The 22,729-nt window shown below is 72.9% G+C and carries 17 protein-coding genes; 9 read left to right on the forward strand and 8 right to left on the reverse strand.

Annotated elements, in window-relative coordinates; genetic code table 11:
* Positions 1-11 precede the first annotated feature (11 nt).
* Positions 12-1,469: a ribosome biogenesis GTPase Der gene (gene der / locus ACFWUZ_RS24535; RefSeq protein WP_384376703.1), complete on the forward strand. Its 1,458-nt coding sequence runs from the start codon at positions 12-14 to the stop codon at positions 1,467-1,469.
* Positions 1,470-1,481: 12 nt separating this feature from the next.
* Here the strand turns inward: der and ACFWUZ_RS24540 are convergent, their stop codons facing one another.
* Together ACFWUZ_RS24540 and ACFWUZ_RS24545 are read right to left on the reverse strand one after the other, a co-directional pair.
* Complete coding sequence (locus tag ACFWUZ_RS24540) at positions 1,482-1,907, reverse strand: hypothetical protein (protein WP_384376706.1); 426 nt, start codon at positions 1,905-1,907, stop codon at positions 1,482-1,484.
* A gap of 208 nt (positions 1,908-2,115) precedes the next feature.
* Positions 2,116-2,928 (reverse strand): hypothetical protein, encoded by an 813-nt coding sequence (locus ACFWUZ_RS24545; RefSeq protein WP_384376709.1) that lies wholly within the window; start codon positions 2,926-2,928, stop codon positions 2,116-2,118.
* A 294-nt stretch (positions 2,929-3,222) separates the two neighbouring features.
* On the opposite strand from ACFWUZ_RS24545, the gene ACFWUZ_RS24550 reads away from it, so the two are divergent.
* A complete protein-coding gene (locus ACFWUZ_RS24550) occupies positions 3,223-3,927 on the forward strand; it encodes a transglycosylase family protein (protein WP_384376713.1) in 705 nt (234 codons plus the stop codon).
* A 313-nt stretch (positions 3,928-4,240) separates the two neighbouring features.
* Complete coding sequence (locus ACFWUZ_RS24555; RefSeq protein WP_384376716.1) at positions 4,241-5,221, forward strand: helix-turn-helix transcriptional regulator; 981 nt, start codon at positions 4,241-4,243, stop codon at positions 5,219-5,221.
* A gap of 333 nt (positions 5,222-5,554) precedes the next feature.
* Here the strand turns inward: ACFWUZ_RS24555 and ACFWUZ_RS24560 are convergent, their stop codons facing one another.
* Complete coding sequence (locus tag ACFWUZ_RS24560; RefSeq protein WP_384376719.1) at positions 5,555-6,658, reverse strand: phosphatase PAP2 family protein; 1,104 nt, start codon at positions 6,656-6,658, stop codon at positions 5,555-5,557.
* 269 nt (positions 6,659-6,927) lie between these two features.
* Entirely contained in the window at positions 6,928-8,043 is a 1,116-nt protein-coding gene (locus tag ACFWUZ_RS24565) for a hypothetical protein (protein WP_384376722.1), read from the reverse strand.
* Positions 8,044-8,322: 279 nt separating this feature from the next.
* Here ACFWUZ_RS24565 and ACFWUZ_RS24570 point away from each other — a divergent pair, with 279 nt between their 5' ends.
* Together ACFWUZ_RS24570 and ACFWUZ_RS24575 are read left to right on the forward strand one after the other, a co-directional pair.
* Positions 8,323-10,011 carry an MFS transporter gene (locus ACFWUZ_RS24570; protein ID WP_384376725.1) on the forward strand — a complete coding sequence of 563 codons (1,689 nt, stop codon included), beginning with the start codon at positions 8,323-8,325 and terminating at the stop codon, positions 10,009-10,011.
* A 391-nt stretch (positions 10,012-10,402) separates the two neighbouring features.
* On the forward strand, positions 10,403-11,575 hold the full coding sequence (locus ACFWUZ_RS24575) for an acyl-CoA dehydrogenase family protein (protein WP_384376728.1): 1,173 nt from the start codon (positions 10,403-10,405) through the stop codon (positions 11,573-11,575).
* Positions 11,576-11,600: 25 nt separating this feature from the next.
* Here the strand turns inward: ACFWUZ_RS24575 and ACFWUZ_RS24580 are convergent, their stop codons facing one another.
* Complete coding sequence (locus ACFWUZ_RS24580) at positions 11,601-12,050, reverse strand: cell division protein SepF (RefSeq protein WP_384376731.1); 450 nt, start codon at positions 12,048-12,050, stop codon at positions 11,601-11,603.
* A gap of 284 nt (positions 12,051-12,334) precedes the next feature.
* Between ACFWUZ_RS24580 and ACFWUZ_RS24585 the strand changes: the two genes are divergently transcribed.
* The 4 genes from ACFWUZ_RS24585 to ACFWUZ_RS24600 all read left to right on the forward strand — a co-directional run bounded on the left by ACFWUZ_RS24585 (position 12,335) and on the right by ACFWUZ_RS24600 (position 16,258).
* On the forward strand, positions 12,335-13,756 hold the full coding sequence (locus ACFWUZ_RS24585) for a DUF5685 family protein (protein ID WP_384376734.1): 1,422 nt from the start codon (positions 12,335-12,337) through the stop codon (positions 13,754-13,756).
* Between the two features lie 77 nt (positions 13,757-13,833).
* Positions 13,834-14,649, forward strand: coding sequence for a DUF1684 domain-containing protein (locus ACFWUZ_RS24590; RefSeq protein ID WP_384376737.1), 816 nt, complete (start codon positions 13,834-13,836; stop codon positions 14,647-14,649).
* Positions 14,650-14,784: 135 nt separating this feature from the next.
* Positions 14,785-15,681 carry a S1 family peptidase gene (locus ACFWUZ_RS24595; RefSeq protein ID WP_384376740.1) on the forward strand — a complete coding sequence of 299 codons (897 nt, stop codon included), beginning with the start codon at positions 14,785-14,787 and terminating at the stop codon, positions 15,679-15,681.
* A gap of 97 nt (positions 15,682-15,778) precedes the next feature.
* A complete protein-coding gene (locus tag ACFWUZ_RS24600; RefSeq protein ID WP_384376977.1) occupies positions 15,779-16,258 on the forward strand; it encodes a hypothetical protein in 480 nt (159 codons plus the stop codon).
* 52 nt (positions 16,259-16,310) lie between these two features.
* On the opposite strand, the gene ACFWUZ_RS24605 is transcribed toward ACFWUZ_RS24600, so the two are convergent.
* The 3 genes from ACFWUZ_RS24605 to ACFWUZ_RS24615 form a co-directional block, all read right to left on the reverse strand.
* Positions 16,311-17,207, reverse strand: coding sequence for a DUF4231 domain-containing protein (locus tag ACFWUZ_RS24605; RefSeq protein WP_384376980.1), 897 nt, complete (start codon positions 17,205-17,207; stop codon positions 16,311-16,313).
* Positions 17,208-17,288: 81 nt separating this feature from the next.
* Complete coding sequence (gene fxsT, locus ACFWUZ_RS24610; protein WP_384376743.1) at positions 17,289-21,272, reverse strand: FxSxx-COOH system tetratricopeptide repeat protein; 3,984 nt, start codon at positions 21,270-21,272, stop codon at positions 17,289-17,291.
* On the reverse strand, positions 21,256-22,695 hold the full coding sequence (locus ACFWUZ_RS24615) for a TIR-like protein FxsC (protein ID WP_384376983.1): 1,440 nt from the start codon (positions 22,693-22,695) through the stop codon (positions 21,256-21,258). The genes fxsT and ACFWUZ_RS24615 overlap by 17 nt, the downstream gene beginning before the upstream one ends.
* Positions 22,696-22,729: the final 34 nt, after the last annotated feature.

Raw genomic sequence — 22,729 nt, forward strand, 5'->3', positions numbered from 1 at the left:
GAACGGACTTCATGAACGACCAGCACGACCACGGAGCACTTGGCGATGCCGAGTACGCGGAGTTCATGGAGCTCGCCGCGGAAGAGGGCTTCGACATCGAGGACGTCGAAGGCGCGATCGAGGAGGCCGGTTCCGGCCCCCTCCCCGTCCTCGCCGTCGTCGGCCGGCCCAATGTCGGCAAGTCGACCCTGGTGAACCGCATCATCGGCCGCCGCGAGGCGGTCGTGGAGGACAAGCCCGGCGTCACCCGCGACCGCGTCACGTACGAGGCCGAGTGGGCCGGCCGCCGCTTCAAGGTCGTCGACACCGGCGGCTGGGAGCAGGACGTCCTCGGCATCGACGCCTCCGTCGCCGCCCAGGCCGAGTACGCCATCGAGGCCGCCGACGCGGTCGTCTTCGTCGTGGACGCCAAGGTCGGCGCCACCGACACCGACGAGGCCGTCGTCAGGCTGCTGCGCAAGGCGAAGAAGCCCGTCGTCCTGTGCGCCAACAAGGTCGACGGCCAGAGCGGGGAGTCCGACGCGGCCTCCCTGTGGTCGCTGGGCCTCGGCATGCCGCACCCGGTCTCCTCGCTGCACGGCCGAGGCACCGGCGACATGCTCGACGCGGTCCTGGAGGCCCTTCCCGAGGCCCCCGCGCAGACCTTCGGCACCGCGGTCGGAGGCCCGCGCCGCATCGCGCTGATCGGCCGCCCGAACGTCGGCAAGTCCTCGCTGCTGAACAAGGTCGCGAAGGAGGACCGCGTCGTCGTCAACGAGCTGGCCGGCACCACCCGCGACCCGGTCGACGAGCTGATCGAACTCGGCGGCGTCACCTGGAAGTTCGTCGACACCGCGGGCATCCGCAAGAAGGTGCACCTCCAGCAGGGCGCCGACTACTACGCCTCCCTGCGGACGGCCGCCGCCGTCGAGAAGGCGGAGGTCGCGGTCATCCTGATCGACACCACCGAGTCGATCAGCGTCCAGGACCAGCGCATCATCACCATGGCCGTCGAGGCCGGCCGCGCGATCGTGATCGCCTACAACAAGTGGGACGAGCTCGACGAGGAGCGCCGCTACTACCTGGAACGCGAGATCGAGACCGAGATGCAGCAGGTCTCCTGGGCGCCCCGGGTGAACGTCTCGGCGCTCACCGGCCGTCACATGGAGAAGCTGGTCCCGGCGATCGAGACCGCCCTCGCGGGATGGGAGACGCGCGTCCCCACCGGCCGCCTGAACGCCTTCCTCGGCGAGGTCGTCGCCGCACACCCGCACCCGATCCGCGGCGGAAAGCAGCCCCGCATCCTGTTCGGTACCCAGGCGGGAAGCAAGCCGCCGCGGTTCGTCCTCTTCGCCTCCGGCTTCCTGGAGCACGGCTACCGGCGCTTCATCGAGCGCCGGCTGCGCGAGGAGTTCGGCTTCGAGGGCACTCCGATCCACATCTCCGTGCGGGTGCGCGAGAAGCGCGGAGCCCAGCACAAGAAGAAGTAGTCCGGCGCGGGGTCAGTACCCCCGGCGCGGAGCGGGCGGCAGAGCCGCCGGGATGTGCTGCATCCCGGTCGCGTTCTGCCGCCCGCCGGCGTATCCGGGACCGTCGGCCCCCTGGCCGGCGTAGGAGTACGACGGCTGCGGGGCGTACGAGGGCTGCCAGCTGTCGGCCGGCTGCCATGCCGAACCGTTCCACCCGCTTCCGGTCCCACCGCTGTACGAGGACCCCCCGACGCCGTACGAGAACGCCGTGAAGCCGAGGCCTTCCTCGCCCGTGCGGTCCCCGGGCAGGGCCCGGAAGGCGCGCAGGTACTCCGAGTACAGCATGTCGTAGATCGGGGTGTGCGAGGCGGCCGGAGCGCTGTCCCGGTCCCGTGCGGGACGCAGCGGGGGGACGGTGCTCGGATAGGACGGGGCGCGGGAGGAGTCGTATGGATGCACGTATCAGCCAACGAAACGGGCGCCCTGCGGATGCGGGGTGACCGGGGCGAAAAACGCAGATCGCCGGGGGTGCGCGGGACGGACCGCGCACCCCCGGCGCACGCCGCCGGGATCCCTGGCGGGAGGCCCGGCGGCAGTTCAGGCGGGGGGAGGGGAGAGTCGGAGGGCGACAGGAGCCCCGGAGGTGAACGAGCCCCCTGAAGGGGCGTCAGGCGCCCGGCGTACCGGCCAGCGGCATCGAGGCGGCCACCAGCTTGCCCCCGGCGGCGGCCTTGTCGAGCGCGTCGCGCAGCAGGTCCTCACGGGGCTGCTGGCCGATGGAGCCGACCGGAGCGGCGTAGATGAGGACCCGCTGGGTCTTGTTGACGGCCGCCCGCCAGCCGTCGGTGACCGACAGCGCCTGGTGCGCCTGCCACCAGGCGACCGGGCTGCCGCCGTCGGCGCCCGGCTGCAGTACGGCATGCAGCTGGCCCGCCGCGAGGAGGACCGACCAGCCGTTCAGCGGGGAGGGCAGCTCGGCCGTGTCCGTGACCGGGATGAAGCCCTGCTCGATGAGGAGCGGCAGGAAGTCGTCGCCCGGGCCGGTGGTGCCGGGGCGGGCGATCGGCGCGGTCGGCTCGACGACGAGGGCGGGGTGCAGCGCGCCGTCGATCAGGATCAGGCCGCTCGTGATGCCGAGTACGGCCTGGCCGCCGGGCACGTTCTGCGGGCCCGGACCGGCGTCGGAGGACCCCGGGGCCGGGCTGTCGCCGGTGATGCTGCGGACCGCGCCCTGGAGCTGCTCCTCGGAGACGGAGACGACCTGCGAGGGGATGCAGGTCGCGTGGGCGAACGCGAGGACGGCGGTCTCCTCGCCGACGAACAGCACCGTGCTGGTGCGGTCGTTCTCGGGGTCGCCCGGGGTGCGGCAGGAGGTGCAGTCGTAACTGCGCGGCGCGTCCTCGCCGACGAGCAGCCTGTCGGCTTCTTCGTCACCGATCTCGGCACGTACCTCATCACTGACGTCGAGCATGCGCGGCACGGGGTGGCTCCTCGGCATAGGTGCGGGGACCGGGGTGTTCCCGGCTCGCCGGGATCAACGGGAAAGTGGCGGCGGGGGTCACGCCGTCGGAGGGAACGGAATCGAACCGGACACCCGGGAGGGTGAACGGGCCGGCCGGAGCTTTGGTTTGTGTCAACTCTTTTATGGTTGTGCGCAGTTGCCGGCCGGGGATGGCCGTTCGGGGGTGGGTCGGCGGTCGGCCGACCGGGTGGGGTCCGGCGGCGCGCCGTGTGGCGGGCCGGGAGGGCGGCGGGGGCTGCGTAGCGTGGCCCGATGCCCCACCTCCGGATCCCGCGGGCCGTGGCTGCCTCCGCCGCTGCCGTACTGGTTCTCGTACTCCCCGCCGGTGCGGCGGCCGCGGCCCCGCCGCCGCCCGCGCCCGGGCCGGCCGGGGCGGCGCACCCCGGTTCGCCGGGCCTGATCGGGACCGGGCCGGGGGACTGCGGGCCGGGCGGGCAGTGGCCCTGGGACTGCGTGGCCGACTGCGAGAGCAGCGGCCGCTGGGCGGTCGACACGGGGAACGGTTTCTATGGCGGCCTGCAGTTCCGGCAGCCGACCTGGGAGGAGCACGGCGGGCTGCGGTTCGCTCCGCGGGCCGACCTCGCGAGCCGGGAGCAGCAGATCCTGGTCGCGGAGGAGGTGCTCGCCACCCAGGGGTGGGACGCGTGGCCCGGGTGCTCGAAGCGGTACGGGCTGGCCGGGCGGATGCACGTGGTGCGCAGCGGGGACACGCTCGTGTCGATCGCGCGGGCGCGGCGGGTGAAGGGCGGGTGGCAGGCGCTGTACGCGGCGAACCGGGAGGTCGTCGGGGAGCGGCCGGGGGTCCTCGCGGTGGGCATGCTGCTGGTGCTGCCGCCGGTCGACCCGGCGCTGCCGGCCGTACCGGCCGTACCGGCCGTACCGGCCCCGGCCGCCCCGGTCCCGGCCCCTGCGCCCGACCCGGCTGCGCCGAAGCCCGTTCCGGCGCCGGCGCCCTGACCCGTCCGGGTGCGGCGCCGCTGCCGGGGCTCCGCCCCGGACCCCGCGCCTCAAACGCCGGCGGGGCTGGAGTTGGGCTCTGCCCGGGCCTGAGCCCGGGCCCTGGGCCCCGGACGTCGGCGGGGGCTGGGGTTGGGCTGTGCCCGGGCCCCGGGCCCCGAGCCCCCGGGCCTCGGACGTCGGCGGGGGCTGGGGTTGGGCTCTGCCCGGGCCTGAGTCCGGGCCCTGGACCCCGGACGTCGGCGGGGGCTGGGTCGGGCGGAGGGGTGAAGGTTCGGGGTGGGCGGGGGTGGGGAGGCGGCAGACTGCTGGCATGCTCGAGACCTCCGCACGACTCCTGCGCCTGCTGTCCCTGCTGCAGGCCCACCGCGACTGGACCGGGGCCGATCTCGCGGAGCGGCTCGGGGTGACCCCGCGGACGGTCCGGCGGGACGTGGACCGGCTCAGGGAGCTGGGGTACCCGGTGCACGCCAGCCCCGGCACCGGGGGCGGTTACCAGCTGGGCGCGGGGGCCGAGCTGCCGCCGCTCCTGCTGGACGACGACGAGGCCGTGGCGGTCGCCGTCGGGCTGCGGACCGCTGCCGGGAACGGGGTCGAGGGGATCGGGGACGCCTCCGTACGGGCCCTGGCCAAGCTGGAGCAGGTGCTGCCCTCCCGGCTGCGGCGCAGGGTCTCCGCACTCAACGAGTTCACCGTGCCGATGCTGCGCGGGCCGCTGCGGTCCACCGTGGACGCGGCCGTGCTGACCGAACTCGCCGCCGTCTGCCGTGACAGCGAGCGGCTGCGCTTCGGCTACCGGGACCACGAGGGCAACGTCACCCGGCGGGCCGTCGAGCCGCACCGGCTGGTCTGCACCGAGCGCCGCTGGTACCTGGTCGCCTGGGACCTGGACCGGGAGGCGTGGCGGACCTTCCGCGCCGACCGGATCGAGCCGAGACCTCCGCACGGCCCGCGGTTCGTCCCGCGCCCGGCCCCGGCCGAGGACCTCGCCGCCTACGTCTCCCAGGGGGTGGGGCAACGCGCGTACGCCGCCCGCGCGGTGGTACGGCTGAAGGTCTCGGCGGAGGAGGCGGCAGGGGTCGTCGGGCCGAGCGACGGAGCCCTGGAAGCCGTCGACGCGCAGAGCTGCCTGCTGCGCACCGGGGCGGTGAACCTGGACGTTCTGGTGATTCACGTCATGCTGCTCGGCTGTGAGTTCGAAGTCGTCGAACCGCCGGAGCTGACCGACCGGATCCGAGCCGCCCGGGATCTCCTGACGCGGGCGGTGGAGCCCGTCCCGGTGAAGGAGATGTAACGAATCTGAGGGGGATTCATCTGGTCTGGTCCAGGCAGTGGTGGCAATCTCCGACGGAATTCGAGCTTTCTCGGGGGAATTACCGAAGAGTGCTCCAGGCGGAGCTGCGGCGCATCCGAAAACGAATACTCAGGCCCCGCCCGGACGGCGGGGAGTTGTCGACATCCCGTGACACAAGCGTGACCCGGGACGGACGAACGTCCGGGCGTGGCGCTGACGGGAGCGGGGGTCGCGGCCGGGAACGGCGAAGGCGGGCCGGGTCGGTGACCCGGCCCGCCTGGGCCTTGCGCGTGCCGCGGGGTGAGGCTGTGCGTACCGCCCCGCGGCGGTGGTTCAGCCGCCGGCGACCGGGCGGGCGGCCGCCGCTGTCCCGCGGGCCGCAGGGGCCCGCTCGGTGTGCGGAGGACGGCGGCTGCCGACCGGGGCGGCCGGGGTCCGCTCGGACCGGATCACGTGCGGCCGGGCCGGCAGCAGCGCGGCCGGCCTCGGTGCCGGGGAGTGCCCGGTGAGGACGGCGCCCGCGGTGGCCGGGACGACCGGCTCCGGGACGACGGGCTCCGGCGCGACGGGCTCGGGGGCCGCAGCGGCGTCGGGGACCCGCTGCAGCTGCCACTTGCCGCCCGCGGAGAGCAGCGGGGTGAGCGCGACCGCGACCGGTGCGGGCATCCGCCCGGTCTCGGCGCGGCGGCGCAGCAGCTCGCGCAGCTCGAAGACGTACGCCTCCGCCCGTGCGATCAGCGGCTCGAACCAGGGCAGCGCCAGCAGGATCAGCAGGCCCGCGGACCAGCCGAGCAGGACGTCGCTGACCCAGTGGGTGCCGAGGTACACGGTGGTGGCGCCGACGCTCAGGGAGACGACCGCGGACACCACGGACAGCACCCGCCGGGTGACTGCGGTGGAAGCCAGGTAGGCCAGGATTCCCCAGGTCACGACGGCGTTGGCGGTGTGGCCGGAAGGGAATATATCGCCGCCCGCGAAGAGTTCGGCGGATCCGATCTCGGTGGCGTAGTGCGGGCCGAGCCGGCCGAGGCCGAGCTTGACGGCCCCGACGGTGACGTTGAGCAGGAGCAGGGCCACGCCGAGGGTGATCAGCGGGCGGAGGGTGTGCTGGCGCCAGGAGCGCCAGCCGAGCCAGGCCGCGACCATGACCGCGGTGGGTCCGCGCTGCCCCAGGACGACGAGGTAGTCGAGGAAGGCGTGCAGCTGGGGCCACTGCTCGTACGGCCGGAAGAACATGATCTGCCAGTCCAGCCGGACGAGCCAGGACGTGGTCAGTACGGCGACCACGATCGCGAGGTAGAAGACGAGGGTCGATCCGAGGAGCACGACGCGGTGCCGGCTCATCTGCGGGGTTTGCAGATGAGCCGGTCGCTCTGGTTCCCGGTCCAGCCGGGCGAACACCCGCTCCAGACGGGTCAGGATTTGGTCGGTACGCACTCAATCGACGTTACCGCGCGCATCAGCGCAGCCCGGGCGAATCGCGGGCTTTGTGATGACCATGTGATGTGGAGTTGGTCTCACGCGGTACTTAATTCCCAATATTCCTGCCGCCGTTGGGCCGCTTCGGAAGCACTGTCCGGCAATTGTTTCGCACACTTACCCGGCCGTATTGCCCCAGGTCAATTCCTTTGCCGAAAGAAGGAAGGGAATGATCCCTTCCGTGATGCCGGTTCCGGGCCCCGCCGTCCCCGGGCCCCGCCCCCGTGTCACGGAGGGCCCGAGCCGTTCAGCCAGAACGCCCCGTAGACCGCGGACAGCAGGGCCGCCGCACCCAGCACCGGTGCGGCCCGCCGGACCGGCCACCGGGCCATCGCGACGGCCGCGGGCAGCAGCAGCGGGAAGGCGGGCAGCAGCAGCCGGGGCTTCGAGCCGAAGTACCCGGACGCGCACAGTGCGAGCGCCACCACGATCCCGCAGTAGACGAGCAGCGCGGCCGGCTGCCGCTGCCGTACGCACAGCCGGCAGAGCCACAGCACCAGCGCGACCCCGAGCAGCAGACCGGCCCCGGCCGCGAAGGCGGGGGAGGCCAGCTTCGCCCCGATGAAACGGGCGAAGGCCCAGCCCCCGTCGAAGCCGTTGCCCCAGCCGCCCTGCACGTCCAGGTACCCGAGCGGACCGCCGCCCGTCCGCGCGCCGACCCACAGCACGTACGCCGCGGCGCCCAGCGGGGCCAGCGCCACCCCCGCCGCCGTCCGCCACGAGCCCTCCCCGCGCCGCCACGCCAGGACCGCCGCCACCCAGACCGCCGCGACCACCGCGGCCCCGACCGGCCGGGTCAGCCCCGCCCCCGCCGCGAGCAGCCCCGCCGTCAGCCACCGGCCGCGCAGCACCCCGTACAGCGCCCACGCGGCCAGCGCGGTGAACAGCGACTCGCTGTACGCCATCGACTGCACGATCCCCACGGGCAGCGCGGCCCAGGCGGCGACCGCCAGCACCCCGGCCCTGCGGCCGTGGAGGAGATCGGCCACCGCGAAGATCCCCCAGGCCGCGGCGAGCCCCGCGAGCGCCGACACCACCAGGCCCGCGGAGCCGTACGACAGCCCCGTCGCCGCCGCGACCAGCCGCTCCAGCCAGGGCAGCAGGGGGAAGAACGCCAGGTTCGAGTGGACGTCGCCGTTCGGCAGCACCACCTCGTACCCGTACCCCTCCGCGGCGATGCGGGCGTACCAGAGCGAGTCCCAGCGGGCCGACAGCAGCGTGTGCGGGCTGCTGCCCGCCGCCGCCCCCCACGCGCCGAGCACGGCCAGCCCGAGCAGCCGGACCGCCGCGAAGACGGCCAGTGCGGGTGCGGCCCGGCGCAATCCAAGATCTTTCACGGGCATGATTATCGGTGGCGGGAGCCGGGCCGGGCCCGGGAACCACGCGCCGTGAGCGTGCGTGCACGCGGGGGGAGGGCAGAGGCGGGACGAGTGGCGCACACCACACGGCGGCCGCCGCCGGGATGAGAGCTTGACCACGCGTGGGGCAGACGAACTCGCGTACGCTGATCGCTCACTCGCGTGTCGATGCCGGACCCCGTAGGACGCCGCACAGTGCACCACCCCGCGGCTCCACAAGACGCTGGTCCGCCGAGTGCGAGGGATCACCTGGGAGGTACATGCATGTCGGGGACGAACGTGGCCGGCGACAGGAACCCTTCCCCCTGGCAGCGGATCTCCGCGGCCTCCGGCGGGGCCAACCGCTGGGTCGTCCTGGCGGTCCTCTGCGTCAGCCTGGTCCTCGTCGCGCTCGACGCGACGATCCTCCACGTGGCGGTCCCCTCCGTCACCGAGGACCTGCGCCCCGGCTCCATCGAGCTCCTGTGGATCGTCGACGCCTACCCGCTGGTCTGCGCCGCGCTGCTGATCCTCTTCGGCACCCTCGGAGACCGGGTCGGCCGCCGCCGGATCCTCCTCCTCGGCTACGGACTCTTCGGCATCGCCTCGGCCGTCGCGGCCTTCGCCGACAACGCCCAGGTACTGATCGCCGCGCGCGCCCTGCTGGGCATCGGCGGCGCGATGATCATGCCCGCCACCCTGTCGATCCTGCGCCAGGTCTTCCCCGACCGGCGCGAGCGCGCCCTCGCCATCGGCATCTGGACCGCCGTCGCCGCGATAGGCGCCGCCAGCGGGCCCGTGCTCGGCGGCTTCCTCGTCCAGCACTACTGGTGGGGCTCGGTCTTCCTCATCAACATCCCGCTGATGGCACTGATCCTGCCGCTGGGCCGCTGGCTGCTGCCCGAGTCGAAGGGCAAGCCCGAGGGGCCGTGGGACGTGCTCGGCGCGCTGATGGCCGCCGCGGGCGTGCTCGGTGCGGTGTTCGGGGTCAAGCGGCTGGGCGCCGAGCGGGAGCTGTTCGACGCCGAGGCGCTGGTCCCGCTGGTGATCGGCGCGTCCCTGCTGATCCTCTTCGTCCGGCGGCAGAAGCGGCTGGCGCACCCGCTGATCGACATGCGGATGTTCTCCCGCGTCGCCTTCTCGACGTCGGTCGGCTGCATCGTGCTCGCCATGCTGGCCCTGGTCGGCCTGGAGCTGATCGCCGTTCAGTACCTCCAGCTGGTGCTGCACCTCAGCCCGCTGGAGACCGGCCTGCGGCTGCTGCCGCTCACCTTCGCCGCCATGGCCGCCGGAGCCACCGGGTCCTACACCCTGGCCAGGATCGGGCCGCGCACGATGGTCTCGCTCGGCTTCCTGCTCACCGCGTTCGCCGTGCTCCTGCTGACGTTCATGGGCCAGGAGGACCGGCCGCTGCTGCTCACCGTCGGCTTCATCCTGCTCGGGTTCGGGCTCCAGACCACGCTGTTCGCCGCGTACGAGTCCATGCTGAGCGAGGCCCCCGCGGCCACCGCCGGTGCGGCCGCCTCGATCGGCGAGACCTCGTACCAGCTCGGCGCGGGCATGGGCATCGCCCTGCTGGGCAGCGTGATGAACGCCGCGTACGCGCCCGGGCTCGCGCGCGTCGCCGGGGTCTCGGAGGCCGATTCCGCGGGGGCCGCGAACTCTCTGGGCGAGGCCTATCAGATCGCCGCGCAGCTCGGCGGGCCGGCGGGGGAGTCCCTCTACGCCGCCGCGCGGTACTCCTTCGTGCACGGGCTGCACGTGACGCTGGTCGTCAGCGCGGGGCTGTTGCTGGCGGGAGCGGTGATGGCGCTGAAGCTTCCGCGGGTGATGGAGTGCGAGGCCGTGGCCGTGACCGGCGGCGGGGACGGGGAGGCTGCGCCGGTCGCGGTGGCGCTGCCCGCGCAGGCTGTGGGGCGGCGGGATGCCGGGGAGCCCAGCCCGGCTCCGTCTCCGGTGGAGCACGCGGGCTGAGCCCAGGTCCGGTGGCCGGGCCGTCTGCGCGGCGTCATTGCCGGGGCTCTGCCCCGGGCCCCGCCGCAATCGCCGGCGGGGCTGGGTTCTGCGGGCCTCGTGGGCCGGCGGGCTGGGTCTGCCCGGCTTCGGGGCCTGGTGGGTTCGCGGGGCTGGTTCCGGTGGGGCCGCGCGGGTTCGCGGCGGGGCTGGATCCCGTGGGGGTGGACGGGTGGGGAAGTCGGCGTCTAGCGTCGGCGGCGCAGCGCACGAACCGCGCTGCCGCGTTCTGCCGGCCGGGCCGGTCGTGCCGACGGACGCCGGGTCCGCGATCCCGGCGGCCCCCACGGCCGCCTCCGTAGCCCCCGGCAGGGCACCGCTCCGACCGTCTCAGGCCGCCGGGAGGCCCTTCGTGCCGTCATTCGTCCCCACCGATCCGCTCGGGCTCGACGAGCTCCTCGGACCCGAGGACCTCGCCATCCGCGACACCGTCCGCGACTGGGCCGCCGACCGGGTGCTGCCGCACGTCGCCGAGTGGTACGAGAACGGCGAGCTGCCCGGGATCCGGGAGCTGGCCCGCGAGCTCGGGGCGATCGGAGCCCTCGGGATGTCCCTCACCGGGTACGGGTGCGCGGGCGCCACCGCCGTGCAGTACGGCCTGGCCTGCCTGGAGCTGGAGGCCGCCGACTCCGGCATCCGCTCGCTGGTCTCCGTGCAGGGATCGCTCGCCATGTACGCGATCTGGAAGTACGGCTCCGAGGAGCAGAAGCAGCGCTGGCTGCCGGGCATGGCGGCCGGCGAGCTCATCGGCTGCTTCGGGCTCACCGAGCCCGACGTCGGCTCCGACCCCGCGGCCATGCGCACGTACGCCAAGCGCGACGGCGGCGACTGGGTGCTGAACGGCCGCAAGATGTGGATCACCAACGGGTCGGTGGCCTCGGTCGCCGTCGTGTGGGCGCAGACCGACGACGGGATCCGCGGGTTCGCGGTGCCCACCGACAGCGCCGGCTTCTCGGCGCCCGAGATCAAGCACAAGTGGTCACTGCGGGCGTCCGTGACGAGCGAGCTGGTGATGGACGACGTACGGCTGCCCGCGGACGCGGTGCTGCCGGGCGTCACCGGGCTGAAGGGGCCGCTCGGCTGCCTCAGCCACGCGCGGTACGGGATCGTCTGGGGGTCCATGGGCGCGGCGCGCGCCAGTTTCGAGTCCGCGCTCGACTACGCGAGGACGCGGGAGCAGTTCGGCAGGCCCATCGGCGGCTTCCAGCTCACCCAGGCCAAACTGGCCGACATGGCCCTGGAGCTCCACAAGGGCATCCTGCTCGCCCACCACCTGGGCCGGCGGATGGACGCGGGCACCCTGCGCCCGGAGCAGATCAGCTTCGGCAAGCTCAACAACGTCCGCGAGGCCATCGAGATCTGTCGCACCGCGCGGACCATCCTGGGTGCCAACGGGATCTCCCTCGAATACCCCGTCATGCGGCACGCCACCAACCTCGAATCGGTCCTCACCTACGAGGGCACCGTCGAGATGCACCAACTGGTGCTGGGCAAGGCGCTCACCGGGCTCGACGCCTTCCGGTGAGCGTCCCCCAGCTGCCGCTGGGGGCTCAGCTCTGGTTGAAGAAGTCGCGCGAGCGGCCGCCGGGCTCGCCGCTCACGATCTGGGTGTCGGCCGGGGTCAGCAGGAAGACCCTGGTCGCCACCCGCTCGATCGAGCCGCGCAGCCCGAAGGTCAGGCCCGCCGCGAAGTCGACCACGCGCTTCGCGTCGCCCGGGTCCATCGACGACAGGTTCACGATGACCGGGACGCCCTCGCGGAACAGCTCGCCGATGCCGCGCGCGTCACGGAAGCCGTCCGGGGTGACGGTGGCGATCCGGCGGCCCTGCTCCACGGCGGACTCCGAGGCGACCCGGACGCGGGGGTCGGTGACCCACTGGTCGCCGGGGCCGGTCACCGAGCCCTGGGCCGCCTCCGCGTAGTCGTCGTCGTAGTAACGCTCGTCGTCGCTGTCTTCCACGAGACCCAGCCAGGCACTCGCCTTGCGCACCGAACCCATGGACGCCTCCTTTCACCGCGGTCAGTCTGTCTTCTCTCCGCTGCCCCTATGGTCGTCCATGATGCTGACAACGCGCCAAGTGGATAGTCGCCGCGCAGGGGTTTCGTGACGGTACTGGTGCAGAACATCCGTTGCACGGTCAAGGGTCCTGGCAGCTACCACTGCTGACTGAGTGAAAATACGACCGCCGCCTCCGTACGGGTGACCGCCGGGGGCGTACGGGTGAGGAGCGGGGCTCGGTACGATGCCCGGCAGGCACGCGCACGACACACGGGGGAAGCAGCTTGTTCGGCATAGTCAGACCTTGTACGCACCGGCTGGGAGAGCGGTTCAAAGCCGAGTGGATGGCCCATCTGTGCGGGCTGTGCCTGGCACTTCGGGGCGACCACGGACAGTTCGCCCGGATCGTCACGAACTATGATGGTCTGCTCGTCTCCGTCCTGACGGAAGCTCAGTCCGGCCCCGCCCCCGGCTCCCGCCGCACCGCCGGGCCCTGCCCGCTGCGCGGCATGCGCACCGCACCCGTGGCCAACGGCGAGGGCGCGCGGCTCGCCGCCGCCGTCTCCCTCGTCCTGGCCTCCGCGAAGGTGCGGGACCACGTCGCCGACCGGGACGGGCTGTTGGCCCGCGCCCCCATCGCCCTGGCGGCCCGCAAGGTGGCGCGCGGCTGGGACCGGGCCGGTGCCCGGACGGGCGCCTCGCTCGGCTTCGACACGGCGGTGCTCGTCGACGCCGTCGACCGTCAGACGGGCATCGAGACACTGGCCGGTCCCGGCACGCCCGTGCTCGTGGTCACCGAGCCGACCGAGACGGCGACCGCGGCCGCCTTCGCGCATACCTCGGTCCTCGCGGGACGGCCGGGCAACGCCCCCGCGCTGGCGGAGGCCGGCCGGTACTTCGGCCGGCTCGCCCACCTGCTGGACGCCGTGGAGGACCAGGCCGAGGACGCCGCGGCCGGCGCCTGGAACCCGCTCACCGCCACCGGCACCTCCCTCACCGAGGCCAGGAGGCTGTGCGACGACGCCCTCCAGGGCATCAGGCTGGCGCTGGCCGAGGTGGAGTTCGCGGACGCGGGCCTCGCCCACCGGCTGCTGGTGCACGAGCTGCGCACCTCGGTGGACCGGGCCTTCGGGACGGGCACCTGCCGGCACGGCGTGTCGAACGCCGCCGGCCAGGGCGTGGGACAGCCCCAGGGGCCCCAGGGGTACGACCCGCACGCCAACCCCTACGGCAACGGCGCCCCCTACGGCCAGGGCGGTCCCTACGGCCAGGGCGCCCCGTACGGCCAGGGCGGTCCCTACGGCGGCAACCCGTACGGGCAGCCCGCCCCCGGCGGCCCGGCGGGTCCGCCGCCCGCGGGCCCGGGCGGGCCCTGGGGCGGCGGAGGGCACGGCGGCGGCGGTCAGGGCGGTGGTCACGGGCACGGGCCCGGCGGGCCCAGGCCGCGCCGCGGCCTGCTGGCCGGCTGTGCGGTGGCCATCGGCCTCTTCTGCACCTGCCAGATCTGCTGCACCGACTACGAGGGGCCCTGGTCCCGCCAGAAGCGCGACGCGTGGTGCGAGGCCTGTGAGTGCTGCAACTGCTGCGGGCCGAACTCCTCCTCGGCCGGTGGCAGCGGCGGGGGCGGTGGCGGCGGCGGCGGTGGCGGGGGCGGTGGCGGTGGCGACGGCTGCTGCGACTGCAACTGCTGCGGCTGCGACTGCTGAGGCCCTTTCAGATTCCGCAGGTCCGGACGGCGTACACCGGGATTCCCGTCCGGACCGGTGTGGAAGGGGTGAGCGGCATGAGCGATGACGCAGACGATCCCCCCGCCGCCTGGCGGAAATGGCACGAGCACCGGGTGGCGGCCGTGTCCGCCCCGTACGGCCCTCTGGCGCTGACCGGCACCCACTGGCTGGCCGATTACCCGGAAGGTCGAATTCCGGCCGTTCCGGGGCTCTGGCGCCCGGCCGGGGGCGGGGTGGCCCTCTCCGCGGACGCCGAGGAGGGCATCCGCCTCGACGGCGAGCCCTTCGCCGGTGAGACGGTACTCGCCACCGACGGGGCCCCGCCCGCGCATTCCCGGCTGAGCGCCGGGCAGACGCGGCTCGTGCTGATCCGGCGCGAGGGCGAATGGGCGGTACGCGTCTTCGACCCGGATTCCAAGGCCCGCGCCGCCTTCACCGGCATCGAGGCGACCCCGTACGATCCCGCCTTCGTGCTGCCGGGGCAGTTCCGCCCGTACGACGAGGACCGGACCGTCCAGGTGGAGAACGCGGACGGACGGGCGCGCGGCCTCGGTCTCGGCGGAGAGCTGGGCTTCCGCTTCGAGGGGGTCGAGTTCACCCTCCAGGCCGCCGTCGACGAGGAGGACGGCAGCCTCTGGGCCGTCTTCGGCGATGCCACCGGCGGGCGTTCCAGCTACCGGTTCCGTTTCCTGCGGCCCGGCGCCCCGGACGCGTCGGGCGCCGTCGGCGTGGACTTCAACCGGGCCCTGCTGCCCCCCTGCGCCTTCGCGGACCATTTCATCTGCCCCTTCCCGCCGCCCGGCAACACGCTGCCCTTCGAGGTGGCGGCGGGCGAGCGACGGCTGAAAGACGCCCTTGCGACCGGTATCTGACAACAGGACACTCCCGACAGCGCTTGTCAGGGGCACGGCCAAAACTCATGCGCCGGTCATGCCCCCGGCTGCGCCTCACGGGCCGCGGCACCCCCACGTCCGCCGGGCCCCAGACCCTCTCCAGGAGGATGAGAAGTGAGGATCAAGCGCATCACCCGTACCAGGCTGCTCGCGGCGGCCACCGGCCTGGCCGCCGTCGCAGCACTTGCCGCGCCCACCGCGGCGAGCGCGGACACGAGCCGGGACGGCGAGGACACGGCGATCAGTGCCGACCGCCTCGCCTCGGCCGGAGCGTCCGTCCTGCGCGCCGACGTCGCCGGTACCGCCTGGCACACCGACCCCGCCAACGGGACCCTCGTGGTCTCCGCCGACTCCACCGTCTCCGCCGCCGGCATCGCGAGAATCAAGCGCGAGGCCGGAGCCGATGCCGGAGCGCTGCGCATCGAGCGCATCCCGGGCAAGCTCACCAAGCTGGCCTCCGGTGGTGACGCCATCTACGCGAACAGCTGGCGCTGCTCGCTCGGCTTCAACGTGCGCAGCGGCAGCAACTACTACGCGCTGACCGCCGGGCACTGCACCGAGGGCGCCGGCACCTGGTGGACCAACTCCGCCCGCACCACCGTGCTCGGCTCCACCACCGGATCCAGCTTCCCGACCAACGACTACGGCCTGATCAAGTACGCCAGCAACACCCCGGTCCCACCGGGCACCGTCGGCGGCCAGGACATCACCAGCGCCGTGAACGCGACGGTCAACATGTCCGTGACCCGCCGCGGCTCCACCACCGGAACCCACAGCGGCCGGGTCACCGGCCTCAACGCCACCGTCAACTACGGCGGCGGCGACGTCGTCTACGGCATGATCCGCACCAACGTCTGCGCCGAGCCCGGCGACAGCGGAGGCCCGCTCTACTCCGGCACCCGCGCGGTCGGCCTCACCTCCGGCGGCAGCGGCAACTGCTCCTCGGGCGGCACCACCTTCTTCCAGCCCGTCGTCGAAGCGCTCAACGCGTACGGGGTCAGCGTCTACTGACCGTGACCCACGCGCCCCCGCCGTACCCCTGGACGTCCTCCCGCCTTCTGGGAGGATGTCCAGGGTGACCGTGTCCACGGGGGAGGCAGGTTTCCGGATGAAGCGGATCGGCGTGACCGGGCACCGGGTCATCCCGGGCGAGGTGCTCGGCCATGTGGAGGACTCCCTGCGGGCCGTCCTGGGCGGCCACCAGGGGCCCCTGGAGGCCTTCTCCAGCCTCGCCGAGGGGGCGGACCAGCTGTTCGCCGTCATCGCGCTGGAGTACGGCGCCGACCTCACCGTGGTGATCCCCAGCGGGGACTACGAGGACGGCTTCGAGGACGCCGAGGCCCTGGCCCGCTACCGGGGGCTCAGGCTCCGGGCCGCCCAGGAGGTCCGGATGGACTTCGCCCGCTCGACGGACGAGGCCTACTACGCCGCCGGCACCTACATCGCCGACTCCTGCGACCGCCTCGTCGCCGTCTGGGACGGCCGGCCCGCCCGCGGACACGGCGGCACCGCCGAGATCGTCGCCTACGCCCGGGCGCTCGGGAAACCGGTCACCGTCATCTGGCGCGAGGGCGTGACCCGGGACTGAACCACCGCACCCGGACCACGCACCCGCACCGCACTTCGGCCCTGAGGTGCCGTCAACTGCTGTGCCGGGCCAGCCAGTCCGTGTGCTGCGGTGACACGTACCGCTCCGTCTCGTAGACCGCCGACGGCCACTGCGCCTCGGTGATCGTCGTCTGCATCACCACCATCATGGCGGCCAGGTCCTGCTCGATCAGCGTGTGCGCCTCGATCAGCGGATGGTGGCGGCGCACCTCGTTCCAGGCGATGCCGGCCGCGGCCGCCGCGCTCAGCAGACCCGGCAGCCCCGCCCCCGGACCCGAGCCGAACGTCCCGAACAGGGCGAACAGCAGGGCCAGACAGGTCAGCAGCACGATCGTCCACGACCACACGGTGGTCGCCCGCCGGGACACCTCCGTCCGCCGCCGGTACCAGTTGCGCTGCTCGATCAGCCGGTCCCGGACGTACGTCTCCCGCCGCACCTGGTAGTCCAGCCCGCGCAGCCGCTGCATCGCCCCGGTGATCTCCCCGCCCTGCGGCACCTGCCCGGCGGCCCGCGGATCCTCCCAGCCCATCTTGCGCAGCTCGTCCAGCCCCGCCTCCAAACGCGTGCGGTACGTCGACTCCACCCCGTCCGCATCGCTGCCGAAGGGCGCGCCGTGGACGGCGTACCGCCAGGCCAGCGACTTGATGAACTCCGCCGCACTGCGGTTCAGCTGCCACTGCGGGCGGGCCCGGCGCCGCGTCGCCCGTACGCCCACCCCCAGGACCCCGGTGTACGCGAGCACGCTGAACAGCCCGAACAGCCGCAGCGGGCCCAGCTGCGGCCCCGACGGCAGCGCGGCGGCCGCCGCGGCCGCGACCAGCAGCACCAGCTGCGCGCGCGTGGCCTGGGTGGACTCCCGCTGCCGGGAGACCGCCGCCTGGTCGGTGTGGTGGAAGAGGGCCGGCAGGTCCTCGTTGCGAAAGGTCATGCTGTCGGTCACGGCGCCCCCTGCTGTCGGGTGACGGGCGGCGGGACCCCGCTGTGGCCGGGCCCGCCGTCCGCCGTCGGATCACACGGCGAGGGGCTCCAGGTCACGATGGACCCGCCGCTCGTCGCGGGCGTAGCGGGTCAGCCCGTGGTCCTCACCGAGCAGCCGGGTCAGCTCGGACACCGCCTCGGCCCGCACCCGGGCCGCGTCCTCCTTGCGGCCCATCATGTCCAGGCTGACCGCCATGTTGGACGAACTGGCCAGGGTCTCGGGGTGGTGCGCCCCCAAGGCCTCGCGCAGCCGCCGGACGGCGACCCGCTCCAGCTCCAGCGCCCCTTCCGGATCGCCCAGGTCGGCCCGGGCGTTGGCCAGGTTGAGGTGCGCGAAGATCGTGTGCGGATGGTTGTCGCCCAGCACGTCCCGCATCAGCAGGATCACCTGCCGCAGCATCGGATCCGCCGTGTCGGCCGCCCCCGTGCCCCAGTGGAAGACCGCCAGGTTGTTCAGCGCGGCCAGGGTGTACGGGTGCCGCTCGCCCGGGACCTTCATGTACTCGTCCACCACCTCCTGCGCCAGGTCCCGCGCCGCCGCCGGGTCCCCCGTCGCGAACAGGTCCGCCGCCAGGTTCAGCTCGCACGCCAGCAGGTCCGGATTGACCGAGGTGTACTTGGCCCGGTAGCGGTTGCGGGTCGCCGTCGTCAGCCGCAGTGCGTCCTCCAGGTCACCGGCCCGCCGCAGCGACACCGCGAGGTTCTTCGCCGCCGACAGCGTGCCCGGAAAGGCCCGGCCCAGCTGCCGCTTGTAGGTCTCGTACGCCCGGCTCAGCAGCTGCACCGAGTCGTCGTACCGGCCCACCTCGCGCAGGTCGCGGGCGAGGTTCTGCGCCGAGGACAGGGTGTACGGGTGGTCCGGGCCGAGGACCTCCGTACGCCGGTCGAAGACCTCCTGGTCGATCTCCCGGGCCCGCGCGTACTGGCCGATCATGCGCAGGTTCAGCGCCAGGTTGTTCGCCGCGGCCAGGGTGCGCGGATGCGCCTCGTGGAAGATCTGCCCGAAGCCCTCGTGCGCGGCCGTGGCCAGCTCCATCGCCTCGCCGTAGCGGCCGAGCGCGCCGAGGTCCATCGCCAGACCGCTCGTCGTCATGTACGTGTGCGGGTGCGAGGGCCCGAGCGCGTTGCGCTGCCGCTCCAGGGTGCCCTCGTCCAGCTCCATCGCCTCCACGAACCGGCCCTGCGAACGCAGGATGTTGGAGAGGTGGAACCGCAGGTACAGGTACTGCAGGTCGTGGTCGCCCAGGGTCTCCTTCCAGACCGCGCGCAGCTCCTCGCCCAGCGCGTACGCGGCCTTGAAGTCACCGCGCTTCCACAGGTAGCGGACCCGGTCGATCAGGAGCCGGCGCGTCTCCGGCTCCTTGCAGTACCGGGCCTCGGACGGACTCAGGTGCGGCCAGATCGTGTTGAACCGCGGCCAGGTCTCCGGGTTGTCTATCGGCTCGTCGTCGTCCGGCCTGGCACCCGCCAGGATCCGGTGCACGGCGTGCCGGGCCTGGCTCTGCTCCTCCTCCGACAGCTGCGCCCGGATCACCGCCTGCACCAGGCGGTGGACCTGGATGCTGTTGCTGACCTGGTCGACCTTGGCCAGCGCGAAGCGGCCGATCTCCCGGATCACCCGGCCCAGCACCAGCTTCTCCTGCAGCGAGGAGTCGTACGGCTTGAGCGCGTCGATCATCTCCTTGCTGTACAGGAGGTTCGCCGAGATCGGCTCGGGCGCGAAGAAGGCGCACAGCTGCAGCAGCCGCACGGCAGCGGGGGAGCGGGACTGCAGCCGTTCTATGGACACGTTCCAGGTGGCGGCCACCGGCTGCGGGTAGCCGGGCGGCTGGTTCAGCGCCAGCACCCGCGCGGCCTGCTGCGCCAGCTGCTCGATGTACGCGGACACGGGCGTCGCGGTCTCCGCGATCCAGGCGCCCGCCTGCTCCACCGCCAGCGGCAGGTCGCCCACCGCGACGGCCACCTGCTCGGCATCCTCCTTGTCCAGTCCGGGGGCCCGGCGCTGGAGGTGCTCGATCGACTCCTCCCGCAGGAACACGTCCACCGGCAGCGCGTCACCGTACTGGGACCAGGACTGGTTGCGGGAGGTCACCAGCACGTGGCCCGGTCCACCCGGCGGGAAGAACCGCTTGAGGGCCTCCGGATCGTCGGCGTTGTCGAAGACCAGCAGCCACCGCGACGAAGGAACCCCCCGCCGCAGCAGGTCGATCGCCTCCTGCGAGGCCGCCGACATGTCCTCACCGGTCTGCGCGCCCAGCCGTACGGCCAGCTCCGCGAGGGCCGCGACCACGTCGTCGGTCTGCTCCGAGGAGATCCACCACACCAGGTCGTAGTCGGCCATGAACCGGTGCACGTACTCCAGCGCCACCTGGGTCTTGCCGACGCCGCCGAGGCCGTACAGCGTCTGCGGCTGGGGCAGCACCACGGCCATGCCGCCGCCGAGCTGGTCGCGCATCCGCTCCAGCACGATGCTGCGCCCGGTGAACCCGGGGTTGCGGGGCGGCGCGTTCCAGATCTTCGGGACGGTCCCCGGGAAGCGGGGCCCTGGCTGGGAGGCACTGCTGACGCTGTCGGGCAGGGCCATCGGCCGCTCCACCGCACGCAGCAGGGCGGTGGTGGCGTGCACCTCGTCGAGCCGGAACAGGTCCACCGGGTTGCGGTCGATGTAGGGGGTGGCCAGCCGGACGTCGCCCACCCTCAGCGGCACCAGCTGGCGCCGGCCGCCGGTCGGGTCCTCGGCAGCCGCCCGGTTCCACACGTCCACGGCCCGCGCGGACTTGAGGTAGGCGCTGGACAGCAGCACCACGGTGCGGGCGGCGGTGTCCACGCTGATGCCCGCGCCGCCGAGGGTGTCCCCCGCGGAGTCCGGCGGGGTCTGCTCGGAGGAGACGTCCTTGGGGACGACCCGGAAGCCGGCCCGGGTGAGGACCGACTCGATCCAGTCGGCCCACATCCGGTTCTCGGCGACGTAGGAGAGGAACAGGTCGGCGGGCAGCGCCGGGCGGCGCCGGGTGAAGGCGTCCCGGATGCGCAGCCGGACCTCCTCGCCGATCACCGGCATGGAGGTGATCTCGCCCTCGGTGACCACGGTCGTGAGCCGTTCGAAGGCGGAGAGCAGCGAGTTGGTGAGCCCGGCCTCGTCCCCGAAGGTGGCCAGGGTCTCCTCGTAGGCGTAGTAGGGACGGTACGGGATCTCCACCGCGCCCCAGTAGGAGGTGAGTTCGTCTCCGACCAGGCCGCCCGGGAAGCGGTCGAACTTGATCCGGGCCAGCGCCCGGCCGGCGTCGGCCTTCTCCTTCTCGCCCTCGTCGATCCGCATCGGGACCGGGTAGATCTTGATGCCGCGGTCGTTGAACCGCTCGTCGATCTGCCGGGCGACCGAGGCGGCGCCGTCGATGGACTGGTCGGAGAGGGTGAAGCAGTCGACGAGGACGTCGGGCAGGTGCACGGTGCAGATGTCGGCGATGTCGGACAGGCCGGTGCGGCTGTCGATCAGGACGTAGTCGTAGTTCTGCTTCATGTCCGCGCGTAAGGCGTCGAAGAAGAGCCCGCCGCCGAGCCGGTCGTAGAAGTTGTCCCAGTCGAAGGTGGAGACGGTCGCGGAGTACTCGCGGTTCTGCCGGCCCGCCGAGACGAAGTCGAGGGTGCCGCCGTCCGGGAACTCCCAGCCGAGGGTCTCCGGGGTGAGCGAGACGGCGTGCGGCTGTATCCGCGCGTAGTCCTTGTGCCAGTCGTCGGCGCGCTGCACCGGGCTGGTCGCGGCCCAGGCGTACTCGCTGATCAGGTCGATGACCCCGGTGGTGGCCCCGAGGGTGGAGGGGTCCAGGAAGGGGTGGAAGAAGCGGTGCAGGCCCGGCGCCTCCAGGTCCCAGTCCACGGCGAGGACCCGCTTGCCGTTGGCGGCGAGGATCCAGGCGGTGTTGGCCAGGGCCATGGTGCGGCCGGTACCGCCCTTGTACGAATAGAAGGTGACGATGCGTCCGTCACGGCTGTCACTGTCACGACTTGTTGTCATCCGCGTCCCCCCGGTCGGTGTCGTTGTCGTCGTCGTGAAGGCCCGCGCCTTGGAGGCCGCCGTCCTGGAGGCCGGTCTCCTCGAAGCCGGCCCGTTCCCGGTCCGTGTCGGGCGGGAAGGGGACGCGGGGCGGTGGCGGCCCGGGCGGCCCGTTCATCCCCATCGGCCCGAGCAGCCGGGGCCGTTTGATGGAGGCGTCGCCCTTCGGCGGGTTCGGGTGGGCGTGTCTGAGGAACTGCTGTGCGGCGGCCTCGACCACCTGCGGCAGTATCTGGCCGAGCGTCTCCACGTTGGCCACCCCGTTGGCGGCGGCCCGGCAGGCGGCCCGGCCCTGGCCCATGGTCTTCGGCATGGTGTCCTCCAGCCGGTCGGCCAGCTCGCCCTCCTTCGACCGGCTCTGATGGTCGTAGCGGTTCCACGGCACGACCACGTGGATCCACGGTCTGGGGTCCTTGTCGAAGGCGGCCAGACGCCGGCGCCGCTCCTCGTCCTCCACCGCCCAGCGGTCCACGATCAGGATCTCCGGCCGGGTCGGCAGCTGCTTGGGGTCGACGTGCCCGGCCTCGTCGTCGAAGGAGGACATGGTGGTCTGGTAGTTGAGGTTCTTGACCAGGTCCTCGGCCACGTAGGCGATGGGCCGCTGGGCGTCCGGATGATACGGGTTCCACTCCAGTGCGGTGTCCCCGTAGTACTCGGGGCTGCGGCCCTCGGGCAGGTCGTGCCGGGAGGCGGCGGCCACGGTCACGTGCAGGGTGCGGGCGGGACTGCCGCTGGTGCCGAAGGCGCTCGGCACGTTCCGGTAGTCCAGCGGACGGATGGGTTCGAGGTGGGCGGTCGCGGCGACCTGGACGATGCGTCGGGCGAGCTCGTACACGGCCTGCTCGTACTGCTCGGCGTAACCGCGCAGCTTGATCAGCCCGTACAGGCCGTCGGTGACGTAGCGCTCCCCGAAGGTGTTGTGGTTGAACTGAAGCCGTTCGGCGGGGCCGGGGAGCTGCTCCGGCGGCACCGGCACCCACAGCGCGGGCACGATGGCCTCGGCCTGCTTGTTGTTGACCGCGCCGTGCTGGACGGCGCGCTGCGCGAAGGCGAACCACTCCTTGCCGCACATCTCGCTGGCGAAGTACCGCGGCGAGAACAGGGGGACGAACACCCGGCAGTTGGCGAGTGCCCGCGCGAGCCGTTCGGACCAGCCCTCACCGCTGCGTATCTCCCGGTCCATGAACCCGACGTCGTACCCGGCGCGCAGGTCCGTGAGCGCCATGACGTGACCGCAGAGATCGCGGAAGAGACGCTCGACCCACATGTCCGGATCGGGTCCCCCGGGCCCGAACCTCGGTGTATGTGCGTAACTGAGAAAAAAGTACGGCTCCCCTGATGCGGGCACACGACCCCCGTCCCGAAGATGCGAGCGAAGAAACATCATTCCGGAGCTGCTTCGCCGCATCCCCTCATCG

The sequence above is a fragment of the Streptomyces sp. NPDC058646 genome (assembly GCF_042716875.1).
In the GTDB taxonomy this organism is placed as follows: domain Bacteria; phylum Actinomycetota; class Actinomycetes; order Streptomycetales; family Streptomycetaceae; genus Streptomyces.

Excerpts from the sequence above, each read along its gene's own strand:
- der (WP_384376703.1), top strand. The coding sequence starts at position 12 with ATGAACGACCAGCACGACCACGGAGCACTTGGCGATGCCGAGTACGCG.
- ACFWUZ_RS24550 (WP_384376713.1), top strand. The coding sequence starts at position 3,223 with ATGCCCCACCTCCGGATCCCGCGGGCCGTGGCTGCCTCCGCCGCTGCC.
- ACFWUZ_RS24555 (WP_384376716.1), top strand. The coding sequence starts at position 4,241 with ATGCTCGAGACCTCCGCACGACTCCTGCGCCTGCTGTCCCTGCTGCAG.
- ACFWUZ_RS24565 (WP_384376722.1), bottom strand. The coding sequence starts at position 8,043 with ATGCCCGTGAAAGATCTTGGATTGCGCCGGGCCGCACCCGCACTGGCC.
- ACFWUZ_RS24570 (WP_384376725.1), top strand. The coding sequence starts at position 8,323 with ATGTCGGGGACGAACGTGGCCGGCGACAGGAACCCTTCCCCCTGGCAG.
- ACFWUZ_RS24580 (WP_384376731.1), bottom strand. The coding sequence starts at position 12,050 with ATGGGTTCGGTGCGCAAGGCGAGTGCCTGGCTGGGTCTCGTGGAAGAC.
- ACFWUZ_RS24590 (WP_384376737.1), top strand. The coding sequence starts at position 13,834 with ATGAGCGATGACGCAGACGATCCCCCCGCCGCCTGGCGGAAATGGCAC.
- ACFWUZ_RS24600 (WP_384376977.1), top strand. The coding sequence starts at position 15,779 with ATGAAGCGGATCGGCGTGACCGGGCACCGGGTCATCCCGGGCGAGGTG.
- ACFWUZ_RS24605 (WP_384376980.1), bottom strand. The coding sequence starts at position 17,207 with ATGACCTTTCGCAACGAGGACCTGCCGGCCCTCTTCCACCACACCGAC.
- fxsT (WP_384376743.1), bottom strand. The coding sequence starts at position 21,272 with ATGACAACAAGTCGTGACAGTGACAGCCGTGACGGACGCATCGTCACC.
- ACFWUZ_RS24615 (WP_384376983.1), bottom strand. The coding sequence starts at position 22,695 with ATGTTTCTTCGCTCGCATCTTCGGGACGGGGGTCGTGTGCCCGCATCA.